Origin of the sequence: Sphingobacterium sp. UBA5639, assembly GCF_002421245.1 — a bacterium.
GTDB classification, from domain to species: Bacteria; Bacteroidota; Bacteroidia; order Sphingobacteriales; family Sphingobacteriaceae; genus Sphingobacterium; species Sphingobacterium multivorum.
Genome location: NZ_DIJR01000019.1, coordinates 404,664 through 417,924 on the forward strand (window position 1 = coordinate 404,664; position 13,261 = coordinate 417,924).

The window sequence follows — 13,261 nt, forward strand, 5'->3', positions numbered from 1 at the left end:
AATTATGGAATTCATGAATACGATTAATTATTATAAATTGGATACGTTTCCAAAATCAATAGTTGTCTTTTGTCTTAGTTTGATAATGATACTAACATCCTGTAAAGACGATCTTGCGGTAGATGGTGCTTTTGCACTAAAAGATAACCCATCAAAATTGACCGCTGCGGCTGATGGTTTATCTGAAACCTACACTGTTCAGGCGACAGGCAAATGGAAGGTTGAGCCCCTCCGAAAAGAAAACTGGCTTAAAATCGATCCAATGGAGGGGAATGGAAATGGAACATTTACCGTTACCGTCCACAAAAATACCGATCCCGAAGCGCGTGAACTGACTTTGTTTTTTACTTTAGATGGAAAGTTACAAAATAACGTGCTGAAGGTAGAACAGGCAGGAACCACAGATCAAGGACAGGTGAAAGATCCCTATTTAAAAATAGATGGCATATCCAACCGTTTGGAAGTTCTGGAAGAGGGAAGTAATGGACAATATATTCTCCGTTCTACAGGTAAGTGGAAAGTTGCGGTGGAGGACGAGTCTGACTGGGTTAAGGTTTCCCCTATGGAAGGTGAGGGCGATACCCCGATAACAATCACTGTAAATAAAAATACCGACATTGAGCGTACAGCAAATCTATTGTTATTTTTAGACGATGTGCAACAGGCATCTCCGCTAACGGTATATCAGAAAGGCCAAAAATTGCAAGTAGAGGGCGATGTCGTTCTTCAGGAGGACTTTAACTGGCTGACCTATGGAAGCGAGATCTTTAATGCGACTTCAGGCGAAACCAGGATTGCTTTATGGAGCACGGAAGAGTTGGCCAAAGGCTGGACCAGTACGATCAATACGACAGAAGGTGGCGGTAATTATGCATCGATTTATGCGCGACCAGGCTTTATTAAATTAGGGCGTACGAACTACGGCGGCGATCTAATTTCGCCGAAGCTGGCCAATGTACAGCGTACAAAAAATCTATTGGTTACCTTCAAAGCTGTACGATATGCCACTGGTGATCATTATCTACTCAACGTTGGTGTCAAAGGACCGGGAACGGTCAGCGTGAGCCAATTTAATGTGATGAACGTTGCAACTCCTAATTCGAATCTAGAATCGTGCAGGGCTGCATGGCAAGCTCCAGAGGCGACCTATTCTTTTGTTGTTACGGGAGCTACTGCGGAGACTCAAATTTGGTTATTGGGTGGCGCTTTTGATCAGCGTGCTGGTAATTGGCCAGCTACTGTTAACCGTATCTTTGTCGACGATATCGTTGTTACCGTCGCTAAATAATAAACCTGGCCCATGCATACTTTCTCTTCAGAAAAATTGCATGGGCTATTTTGTGCCCCCTGCTAAGTAATTGTTAATAGCCTTTAATCACCTATTTTTTATGAAAAAAAAAGAACAATATAACCGACGGGTCTTTATTCGAACTACATTGGTAACCGGACTTGGCCTAACATTAAACTTATACAGCTGCACCAAAGCTTCAGCTATTCCCGAAAATAAGCCCGGTGAACCCGAACCGGAGAATGAAGATAATACATTACGGATAACCGGTGTGCTATTGTCCGCCCGGATAGAATCTTCCAAGGGGGGCGAATATACAATACAAGGAATGGGATTCAAGACGGGAGATCAGCTATATTTTGAATCACTGAATAAACCCGGTGTAATGGGGAAATTTACCGTCGCAAGCAAATCTGCTTCTGCAGATCATATTGTTTTTGTTTTCCCAACGGACTTGCCATCGGATAGTTATCGGATATCCGTAAAACGCGGAGCCCAGTCATTTTTGTTGGGATCAACCATTGTCAATTTATTTTTTAATGCGAATATCCCCGACAAAACAGGAATGACTGTAAAGGGTGTTGTTTACGCTAATGGTGTAGGTGTTGCCAATGTTGTGGTATCAGACGGCTTTGAAGTGACAATGACGGATGCAGCTGGTATATATTATTTACCTTCTTCCAAAAAAGGAAAATATGTGTTTATCTCCATACCGGGAAACTACGAAGTTGATTCAAACGTCAATGCGCCTCAATTCTTTCAACGCCTTTCGCAGCCGGCTAATATTGTTGAGATTAAAGATTTTGAGCTTAAGGCTGTAAATAATGAAAAACATGTGGTCATGGTGTTGGGGGATATGCACTTGGCTAAACGTACGGATGACCTGAATCAGTTTCAGAAAGGATTCCTGCCCGATGTTAATCAATCAATACAAAACTATAAAAATGCGGGCAATAAAGTGTATGCGCTGACATTGGGAGATATGACTTGGGATGGGTACTGGTATACCAATAATTATGCACTGCCGCAGTATATTGTTGAAATGAATAAGATCAACGCGATGGTATTTAATACCATGGGCAATCATGATAACGATCCAAAGTTTTATGAAGATTGGGGGGCTGAAGATAAGTTCCGTGATGTATTGGGGCCGACTTATTATTCATTCAATATCGGTAAGGTACATTACATTGTTTTAGATAATATTGAATATATTAATGCCGGTGATGCAAGGAACTATAATACAAAAATTGTCGCCGATCAGATTGAATGGCTCAAAAAAGATCTAGCAACCATTACGGATAAGGATACGCCGATTGTGATCGCTATGCATGCACATTTACATACCAATCCAATTCTCAATACGAGCGGTGCCGAAACCACAGGATATCGGATAAGCAATGCGCAGGATTTTGTGAATACCTTGAATGGATTTAACACCGTGCATGTGCTCACGGGACATACGCATATCAATTATAACGTAGAAACAGCTGCTACGCCGCATATCATGGAGCATAATACAGCTGCCATCTGTGCGACCTGGTGGTGGACCGGTAACGCGGGATATGCAGGCAATCATATTTGTAAGGATGGGGCCCCAGGAGGCTATGGAATATGGGCGATAGACGGAAGAGATTTAAAGTGGGGGTATAAGAGTATTGGTGAGCATGCTGATTATCAATTTAGGGCTTATGATCTTAATCAGGTGCATCTTACCAAAGATAAATATGCCCCAAATTTTAAGCCTACAAGTGATCTGAAATGGCAGAGTTATGCGGCGGAATATGCGAATCCCAATAACAACAATGAGGTACTGATCAATGTTTGGAACTACGATAAAAATTGGAAAGTCGAAGTGAGTGAAAATGGTCAACCGTTGACAGTCTCCCGTGTCCGTATGCGAGATCCATTGCATATTGTTTCCTATTCAGCACAGCGGCTTAATCGAAATGCTACCCCCACCGAGGACTTTGTCAGCACCCTGACAGCGCATATGTTTAAAGTGAAGGCCTCTTCTCCCACCAGCACCTTGTTAATTAAAGTAACTGATCGTTTTGGTAAGGTTTATCAAGAAACTATGGTTAGACCCAAAGCTTTTGGATACCTGATGAAGTAGTAGAGAGCTAGATAAAGCTCCGTCACCTGAAGACTGAGCTTTATCTAAATCAAGTTATTCCTATAAAGAATGATCTGTATTATCGAATATAAGATTTGATGGTACAGGGTCTATTAATAGGTAATCTTAGGCTTGCCATTTTCACAAACCACCCCTTTGGCTGGTTTGTCATTTTTGTCTGGACAGTTCAAGCTTTTGTCCAGCACTCTTTTTGCATGATCCAAATGATTATACTGTTCTGCCATATTGCCAAACTCAGCAAAGTTTTCTTTGTCAGTATACAATATAGAGATAAATTCACAGTCTTTACGAAAGGGGGCGATATGCCATTTACTTGGGTCGGTACAGGGAATGTCATTGAAAAATGTGGTCATTTTAGGTAACAGTTCATCCAGCCGCTGGTTAATTTCAGGCAGCTCCAGATCCCTAGCGCTGGCGACTTTGACTTTGCCTGCAATGCAGCGTATTCCAAAATGAGGCGGAAGATAATTTTCAGCTGGACTGGTATTGTAAACAATAGGCCCTTTATATACTTTCTGTGCCGTTTCTTTAAGGTCTGCAGCTTCGGCAATTAATTTATTATAAGCTTGCTCAAAGCTCGGATGTACGGGGACATAGGTGTAATAAAGCGTGTCAATACGACATTCCTTTAGGTCATTGCAGGAAAGATTTTCAGTTAGTTTAACAGCTTGTTGGATTTTATCGTCTGCTAGGCTAGTGAGTTCTCCATAGTCGTCTTCTTTTTTACAGCCTACAAATAAAAATGTACTAAATAACAAAAAGTAAAATAGGTGTGTTAAGTGCTTCATAAATTTGGTTTTTGTAAGATTAACGAAAGCTATTAACTATCTGCTACAGTCAAAGGTATTCTAATGCAGGGATATATTGCTTTTTATTATCAATAATTAATAAAGTTGTTTTCGAATAGTCTTTAGTTCGGCGAAATTAACATTTAAAAATGACTTAGTCTAAAACACTTTAGTGTAGTATTATTGCTAACCATCTCTATACGACTTGTTTTGATACAATGTGCAGGTAGGCAAGGGTTGTCCATAATTACTTTGTACAGGGATGTCTTTTTTTATGCCAGAAAATGAGATAATACCGCGAAATTGTCGCACTCCACTACCGCTACAAATTAATGTTACGTAGAAAAATAATATTAAAATTCGTATCTTCGTGCAATGGATAATTTTATTGTTTCTGCACGTAAATACCGCCCGATTACCTTTGATTCGGTTGTAGGTCAGCAACACATTACTGGTACCTTAAAGAATGCGATACACAACAATCAGTTGGCGCAGGCATTTTTATTTTGTGGTCCCCGCGGTGTGGGGAAAACTACCTGTGCGCGTATTTTAGCTAAAACAATAAATTGTGAAAATATCTTAGCAGGCACTGAACCTTGTGGTGCATGTGCTAGCTGTAAGTCTTTCCAAAATGGAAATTCTTTCAGTATTCATGAACTGGATGCCGCATCCAATAATTCCGTAGATGATATCCGCAACCTGATTGATCAAGTACGCATACCACCACAGGCTGGAAAATATAAAATCTATATCATAGATGAGGTGCATATGCTTTCTCAAGCGGCTTTCAATGCTTTTTTGAAGACATTGGAGGAACCTCCTTCCTATGCTATCTTTATCCTGGCGACTACTGAAAAACATAAGATTTTACCAACGATTCTTTCGCGCTGTCAGATTTTTGATTTTAACCGGATCAAAGTGGAAGATATGGCCAGTCATTTGGCCCGTATCGCTGACAGGGAAGGTATTGCTTATGATCAGGACGGATTACATATCATTGCCCAAAAGGCCGATGGTGGCCTTCGGGATGCCTTGTCGATGTTCGATCAGATCGTCAGTTTTTCCAATAAAAATGTCACCTATCAAGCGGTAATCGATAATTTGAATATCTTGGATTACGATTATTATTTTAAGCTAACGGATGCTATTTTAACTGAGGATGCAGCACAAACTTTATTGATTTTCAATGAGATTTTAAATCATGGGTTTGATGGCAGTCATTTCATAGCCGGTCTGTCTGCACATTTTAGAAATTTGCTGGTTGCTAAAGAGCCGGCTACGCTAAAATTATTGGAAGTCAGTGATAGTATTCGTCAAAAGTATCTGCAGCAGTCCCAAAAAGCTTCTCCAGGATTTTTGTTATCTGCATTGAATATTTCCAATCAATGTGAGATCAACTATAAGACAAGTAAAAATCAACGCCTGCAAGTTGAACTTTCACTCCTCAAGACATGTCATATCGCAAGTGCGATTAAATTGAGCCAGCTTGGATCCGTACAGATTCCTTCGGCAACCGAGGGCGTAAAAAAAAAACTTCCTGAGCCAGTAGTTGGACAAGCGCAACAAACCTCGGTAGTCCCTACTCCGCAAGCGACTTCTCCAGCGAATGCTCCTGTCGTTGAAAACCCTGTGACACCGCGTTCGCAAGCTAACCCCGTAAATTATCAGGCTTCCGAGACTAAGGAAGAGGTGAAAAAAGATCCTATTTCCAACGTGCCTCCTAAAGTAAAAAAAGGCGGGTGGGGAGCATCTACTGCAGCAATTATTCCGTCTTTGCCGGATTTGAATACCATATACGATAACAATGCGGTTGCCAAAGAAGGTGATGAGCCAGAATTAATACGTGGAAGCGAACAACGTGATGTTTCATTCGGTCAATTTATTGCTGTTTGGAATAGTTATGCTGAACAGCTGAAAGCGGAAAACAAGATTAACTTGTATACCATGATGACGGCTATGCAACCGCGGTTAAATGGGGTATTGATTGAAATTGATGTCGAAAATGGTGTTCAGATGGATGTATTGCAAAGTGCAAAGGTTGATGTGTTGAACTACCTACGTGTGAAACTCCAGAATTTTTCGTTGGATCTGCAGGGGGTGATGATGGAACATACGATTTCACGCAAGCCCTATACTTCCCAGGAGAAGTATCAAGCGATGGTCAACAAAAACCCGCTTTTAGATACTTTGCGGAAGGAGTTTAACTTGGGACTAAGCTAATTCAAGCACGCTAGTTGTTTTTTATTTTTGTACATTTGCAAACTCTTCCATGAAGAGGGAAATATTTAGTTTTATTATGCAAGGAAATTTTCAGAGACGTGATCGCGACCACGGGGAAAGACGTGAAGTGAATCAGATGGTATTTGGTATTCGTGCTGTCATCGAAGCAATCGATAGTGGTAAAGAGATCGAGTCATTATTTATACAACGCGGTTTGAGCGGCAGTTTGATTCTAGAATTGAAAGCCTTGTTAAAGGAACATAATATCGCTTCTCAACAGGTGCCAATTGAAAAATTAAACCGCATAACACGTAAAAATCATCAAGGTGTAATTGCGGTTATTTCTCCAATTACCTATCATGATATAGAAGAACTTCTCCCTCAGATTTATGAAAAAGGTGAAACTCCTTTACTTCTGATGTTGGATGGAGTGACAGATGTGCGCAATTTGGGTGCTATTGCACGTACAGCGGAATGTTCTGGAGTACATGCCATCATTGTCCCTAAAAAGGGCTCAGCTGAGGTTAACCCCGATGCCATTAAAACATCTGCTGGAGCACTCTATAAAATCCCTGTCTGTCGCCATGATAGCTTGTCCAAAGTTGGTAAATTTTTGATTGATTCAGGTGTGCAATTAGTTGCCAGTACAGAAAAAACAACCTCGAGCATTTATGATGTGGATTATACAGCTCCAACCTGTGTGATTATGGGTGCAGAGGACGTTGGTGTTTCCAATGACCTAATCCGTATTGCCGACCACCTGGCCAAGATACCAATGTACGGTGAAATAGGTTCGTTAAATGTATCTGTGTCGGCCGCAGTAGTGATCTATGAAGCGATTCGTCAACGGATTGTTAAAAAATAAAGAATATAATTTAGTTGATTACAAAAAAGCCTTTGTTTTTGACAAAGGCTTTTTTGTAGACTAGTTTTGATAAATATCTTCAATCTCTTGTTCGTATTTTTGCAAGATAACTTTTCTTTTCATTTTTAAAGTCGGTGTCAATTCACCGGTTTCAACGGTCATTTCGTCTGGGACTATGATGAACTTCTTGATCTGTTCCCAGCTGCCAAAATTTTGATTAATACGGTTGAGTTCCGATCTCATTTTCTGTTTCAGTTCAGGACTATTTAGAAAATCTAGCCTAGAAAGATTGGCAAGGGCGGGAAAAGCACTTCTTGACCATTCTAGAAGATTATTATAGTTGGGAACAATCAACGCCGCAGGAAATTTGCGGCCTTCTCCAAGTACCATAGCCTGTTCGATAAATGAAGATTCGACCAGTTTAGATTCGATCTGCTGCGGAACGATATATTTTCCTCCAGAAGTCTTGAACATCTCTTTCTTTCGGTCTATAATTTTAAGAAATTTACCGTCTACCCATTGACCAATGTCCCCAGTATAAAGCCAGCCATCCTTGATCGCTTCTGCTGTTGCCTCTGGATTTTTATAATAGCCAATCATATTATTCTCGCCTTTAGTCAATATTTCTCCATCGTCAGCAAGCTTTATTTCGATATGAATTAACGGTAAGCCTACAGTCCCAATTTTCATGCCTCGTTTATAGCAGTTTACAGCGATACATGGTCCCGCCTCAGTGAGGCCATAACCTTCATATATTGGAATTCCTGCTGCCATATACAGACGGATTAATCTTTCCTGTAAAGCAGCACTCCCGGAGGCAATCCCTTTGATGTCACCACCTAATGCTTCGCGCCATTTTGAAAAAACTAATTTACGGGCAATGTTCAGTTGAAGGTCATACCACCATGTACGTCCCTCCAGTTTGTATTGTTCGCCGATGCTCAAGGACCAGAAGAATAGCTTACGCTTGACTCCTGTTAGCTGCTCTCCTGTAGCCATAATCTTTTCATAAACTTTCTCCAATACACGAGGTACAGCGGAAAAAATATGCGGTTTAACGGATTTAAAATCTTCACCTATCGTATCCATCGATTGAGCAAAGAAGATTGTCAAACCTTTGTACATATATACATATTGGAATACGCGTTCATAGGCATGACAAACTGGAAGAAAGGAGAGGGCACGATCACCTCGTTCGACAGGAAAGGAATATTCACTACTCAACGTATCTGCCAATAAATTTTTATGAGACAACATAACACCTTTGGGATTTCCTGTTGTGCCAGAGGTGTAAATGATGGACGCTAATGTATCGGTTTTTATACCATCACGTAGTTGGTTTAGCGTTTCATCTGTAATGATCTCGCCCTTGGAGACGAAGTCATGCCAATGGTTTAGACCATCCTCTTTGTCTAGACTGTAAATAGCATTTAGTTGCGGACAATCATCTTGTATCGTTAATATCTTTGTGTATAGTGTCTTTGAACTGACAATACACTTCCTGATTTCGGCATGATTGAAGATATATGTGTAATCTAAGGTCGAAATATTAGGGTAAATGGCGACTACTACAGCTCCAATTTGTTGAATAGCAAAATCAAGGATATTCCACTCGATGCGGTTCTCACTAATTAATGCTACTTTCTCTCCCGGCTGAACGCCTAATGCGATCAAACCTTTAGATGTCTCGTTGACCTGTTCAATAAAATAAGTATTGCTTACTTTTACCCATTCGTTACCTTTTTTGAAAGAAAACATCGGGAAATCCGGAGCAATATTATATTGCAGGTATGCTAAATCAAATAATCTTGTTGCTACTATTGGCATGTTAGAAGTCCAGTTCGTATAATACAGCTAATTTAAGCTTTTTTATAGAGACTATTATATTGGCAGGAGATATTAGTGCCTGTACTTTTAGAAGGGGATATAAAAGAAAAGACTCTGGTAAATCAAGCTACGTGCTTTTATACCAGAGTCTTTAAACTCTTATTTTAAATACTAATGACTAGTATTTGCTTTTTGATTCTTTACGTTTTCCAGAGAAATCACGGAAGCCACCGCCATTGCTGCTACGCTCACCACGATCACGACGCTCACCACTGAATCCGCCTTCACGTCTTCCGCTGCGTTCGCCGCCACCATATCCACCTTCACGTCTTCCACCGCGATCTCCACCACGGTATCCACCTTCACGTCTTCCGCCACGGCTTCTTCCACCACGGTCGCTACGACCTTCTCCTCTAGCTTCACCAGATACTTCGATACGTACTTGACGACCATTGTAATCTACACCTTGGAATCCTTGGAATACTTTTTCTACTTCTGCATCTTGAACTTCGAAGAATGTGAACACACCTTTCAAATCAATTTTACCGATTGATTTTCCTGAAATATTCGCATTGTTACAGATAAAGCCTAACATGTCTCCACGAGAGAATTCATCTACTGAACCTAAGTTCATAAATAAACGCGTGTAGCCTTTTGAACCTTCACGTGAACGACCATCACGTCTATCACCGCGGTCTTCACGACCACCATCACGCGCTTCGATATTTAAATCAGGTGCATTTTTGTAATAATCCAAGAAACGGTTGAACTCAAGAGAAGCGAATCTTTTGATGATATCTTCTTTTGAAAGTGATTCCAAATTTTCCATAATTGCAGGCAAGAATGGACTGATTTGTTCATCGTTTACTTCAACATTTTCAATCTTTTTAACGATAGAGAACAATTGTTTTTCGCAAACTTCAGCACCTTGAGGTACTTGTTTTTTCTCAAAAGGCTTACCGATGATTTTTTCAAGATGACGGATTTTGCTTAGCTCTTTTACGTTTACCAAAGAAAGCGAAATACCAGTTTTACCTGCACGGGCTGTACGGCCAGAACGGTGCGTATAGTTTTCTGTTTCATCAGGTAAAGAGAAATTGATAACGTGAGTTACATCACTTACATCAATACCACGAGCGGCGACGTCTGTTGCGATCAATAATTGTAAACTACGGTCACGGTAACGTTTCATAACTTTATCACGTTGTTGTTGGGACAAGTCGCCATGCAGTGAATCAGCGTTGTAACCATCTTTAATCAACGCTTCAGCGATATCCTGTGTTTCGATTTTTGTACGACAAAATACGATACCAAAGATATCAGGGTTTGAATCCACAATACGTTTGAATGCAGCATATTTATCTTTTGCTTTGATCAAATAATAGTGGTGTTCAATGTTGGCATTACCGGTGTTTTTTGTACCTACAGTAAGCTCAACTGGATCGGTCATATAATTCTTTGCGATACGACGTACCTCAGCAGGCATTGTCGCCGAAAATAACCAAGTTTTTTTCTCGTCAGGAGTTTCTGACAAAATGTTGTTGATGTCTTCTTTGAAGCCCATATTGAGCATCTCATCCGCTTCATCCAATACAACATATTTTACATTTGAAAAATCAATCGCATTTCTGCCGATGATATCCAACATACGACCTGGGGTCGCTACTACAATTTGCACTCCACGTCTAATTTGACGTAGCTGGTCTGAGATATTTGCACCTCCATATACAGCAACAACATGTATGTTGTCAACGTATTTAGCAAATTTTTCTAAATCTTTTGAGATTTGTAAACATAATTCCCGAGTAGGGCAAAGAATTAATGCCTGTGGGTGTTTTTGAGAAAAGTCTAATTGCTCTAATAATGGAAGACCAAATGCCGCGGTCTTTCCTGTGCCAGTTTGGGCTAATCCGACAAAATCGTCGTTACCAGTCAATAAAACAGGAATGGCTTTTTCCTGAATTTCAGAAGGTTTTTCGAAACCTAATTCTGAGATGGCATTAACAACTTCCTCACGGATTCCCAGTTCTAAAAATGGGTTCATGAAATATTTTATACAATAGGCACTATTGCCTAAGGCGATGCAAAGATAAGAATAATATTGGAATAAACAAATAATTTAAACAATTGATTTTTAAGGTGATCTGATTCTTTTGTACTAAGTGATAATAAATTGGGTCGTGTTACTTAGATTTAGCGCCCTTTAACAAGTTTTATTTTGAATGTGAAACCATTTACAGCCTAGCTTATTTGAAAGGGATGCTCAACATAAAATTATAGATTTCTTTAATTCCGATAAAGCCAAAGATAGATTGTTGGAGCACTGGCGTAAACATATATTTGACTATTTCTCCGATATTGTGCAAAAATATATTCCTATTTAAATCTGCTGTTAACTAGGTATAAAATGCTGCAAAAGCAACCTGATCACCTGGATTATAACGTAAATCGACGATCAATTCCTCTATTTGTTTTGATTTAAGATTTTGTATTGCTTCTAATAGCGAATAGGCTCCATCGAAATCAAATTGGCATATAATTACTTTAAATAGGGGGATCTTTTTACGTTTACCTTATCAAAGAATAAGATTTCGATAAGAAAAGGAGTAATAAAAAAGGCATCACCGTGAAGTGATGCCTTTGGCTTGTATAAATCAAAGAATATCGATTAATAAAGCGTAAACTCTACGCGACGGTTTTGTTGACGACCATCGGCGGTTTTGTTTGATGCGATCGGTTGGTCAGGACCATAACCTGTCGCTTCAATACGCGATGCATTAGCACCTCGAGATACTAAATAGGCTTTTACCGATTCTGCGCGTTCTTTTGATAAACGCATGTTCAATTCACGGGAACCTGTATTATCGGTGTGACCAGCTAGTTTTAAGCTGAAGTTTTTCTCGATTAACAGTTCTGCTACTTTATTTAATGTCGCGTATGATGTAGGACGTATGGTTGCTTTTCCTAAATCGAACTCCAAGTTTTTGATTGCGTCAGCAACAACTTTTCGGTCAGCCTCTGTTACAACAACCTTTTCAACCACTCTTGTTTCGTTTTTAACAACAATTGGACATCCTGCACCGTCTACCTGAACACCTGAAGGTGTGCCTGGGCATTTGTCATATTTGTTAGCTACACCATCACCATCATCATCTTTCAGGTCACTGTTTAGTCCGTCCAGTTGATTTTGTAGTGCTTGGTTTTTAGCATTTAAAGCATCATTTTGTGCTTTAAGATCATCGTATTTCAATGTGTAGTCGTTTACTAAGGTCGCGACAGGATTTGAATTGTTCAAAGCAGGTTTGCTACCATTACCCAGTGCAAATTCTAAGCCACCATGGATGTAAGTAAACAAGTCATTCTTATATTGACCACCTCGAATACCGTCAAAGTTTTGGTTAACCCAATTTAACTGATAACCCAACTCAAAGTTGATTCCTTTGGCAACAGCAAATTTGAAACCCATGTCCAATGGTACATATATTTTAGAAATACCATCGGCTTCTTGAGAAGTAGAACCTGTTGTCAATGTTGTTTTGCTGTTCATAACACCAACACCAATTGACGCATAAGGTTTGATGAAACTGTTGAAGAATCTCCAGTTCGTATTAGCCGCTTGGAATTCTCCTGACAATGCAGCAGACCATGGTGTTTTAGCCTCAAAAGATTGTGATCCATCTTTAAATGCGCCACCTGTTTTACCGCCAAAGTAACTCGCTTTAATGCCGAAAGAAGGAGAGATTTGCTTTTTAATATAAGCACTATATCCCAAATTCCATGCTAAATCCTCATAGTTTGCACGGTTAAAGCCAGCAATGTTAGTTTGATTTGTCACCCCGGCACCAATACCGATAGACCATGTTCTATATTGTGTAGCTGGTCCAAATGGTGTTGTTCCTTCAATGGATGATGCTTTTGCATTTTGAGCATTTGCTGTATTCGCAAATAAGCCCGCAGATGCAAGCGCGAGTACGAATTGTAATTTTAGTTTCATATAATTTGTGTTTGTATAAACCGATGCAAAAGTAATAAGTTAAAAATTAAATTCACTATAGGTTTGTAGTTGAAATATGACATTTGGTAAATAAAAAGGTGTTTCTGTTTAAAAACACCTTTTTATTAGTGTAATTTGTTAG

General features: G+C 39.8%; 9 protein-coding genes. 4 read left to right on the top strand and 5 right to left on the bottom strand.

Annotated features, from left to right (window positions below; genetic code table 11):
* Positions 1–13 precede the first annotated feature (13 nt).
* Positions 14–1,288, top strand: coding sequence for a BACON domain-containing protein (locus tag B4Z90_RS12695; protein ID WP_236560146.1), 1,275 nt, complete (start codon positions 14–16; stop codon positions 1,286–1,288).
* Positions 1,289–1,388: 100 nt separating this feature from the next.
* On the top strand, positions 1,389–3,404 hold the full coding sequence (locus B4Z90_RS12700) for a calcineurin-like phosphoesterase C-terminal domain-containing protein (RefSeq protein ID WP_201639517.1): 2,016 nt from the start codon (positions 1,389–1,391) through the stop codon (positions 3,402–3,404).
* 113 nt (positions 3,405–3,517) lie between these two features.
* Here the strand turns inward: B4Z90_RS12700 and B4Z90_RS12705 are convergent, their stop codons facing one another.
* Positions 3,518–4,213, bottom strand: coding sequence for a hypothetical protein (locus B4Z90_RS12705; protein ID WP_201639516.1), 696 nt, complete (start codon positions 4,211–4,213; stop codon positions 3,518–3,520).
* A gap of 375 nt (positions 4,214–4,588) precedes the next feature.
* On the opposite strand from B4Z90_RS12705, the gene B4Z90_RS12710 reads away from it, so the two are divergent.
* Together B4Z90_RS12710 and rlmB are read left to right on the top strand one after the other, a co-directional pair.
* The gene (locus B4Z90_RS12710) at positions 4,589–6,433 is read left to right on the top strand and encodes a DNA polymerase III subunit gamma/tau (protein ID WP_070567258.1); all 1,845 of its coding nucleotides are present in this window, start codon (positions 4,589–4,591) and stop codon (positions 6,431–6,433) included.
* Between the two features lie 76 nt (positions 6,434–6,509).
* Complete coding sequence (gene rlmB, locus B4Z90_RS12715) at positions 6,510–7,298, top strand: 23S rRNA (guanosine(2251)-2'-O)-methyltransferase RlmB (protein WP_046672182.1); 789 nt, start codon at positions 6,510–6,512, stop codon at positions 7,296–7,298.
* Between the two features lie 60 nt (positions 7,299–7,358).
* On the opposite strand, the gene B4Z90_RS12720 is transcribed toward rlmB, so the two are convergent.
* From B4Z90_RS12720 to B4Z90_RS12730, 4 genes are all read right to left on the bottom strand, one after another.
* Complete coding sequence (locus B4Z90_RS12720) at positions 7,359–9,125, bottom strand: AMP-dependent synthetase/ligase (protein WP_112374231.1); 1,767 nt, start codon at positions 9,123–9,125, stop codon at positions 7,359–7,361.
* 178 nt (positions 9,126–9,303) lie between these two features.
* Positions 9,304–11,169, bottom strand: a complete 1,866-nt coding sequence (locus B4Z90_RS12725) for a DEAD/DEAH box helicase (protein WP_286802409.1) — start codon at positions 11,167–11,169, stop codon at positions 9,304–9,306.
* A gap of 352 nt (positions 11,170–11,521) precedes the next feature.
* Positions 11,522–11,683 (bottom strand): S41 family peptidase, encoded by a 162-nt coding sequence (locus B4Z90_RS25205; RefSeq protein ID WP_112374317.1) that lies wholly within the window; start codon positions 11,681–11,683, stop codon positions 11,522–11,524.
* 110 nt (positions 11,684–11,793) lie between these two features.
* Positions 11,794–13,119 carry an OmpA family protein gene (locus tag B4Z90_RS12730; protein WP_070567251.1) on the bottom strand — a complete coding sequence of 442 codons (1,326 nt, stop codon included), beginning with the start codon at positions 13,117–13,119 and terminating at the stop codon, positions 11,794–11,796.
* Positions 13,120–13,261: the final 142 nt, after the last annotated feature.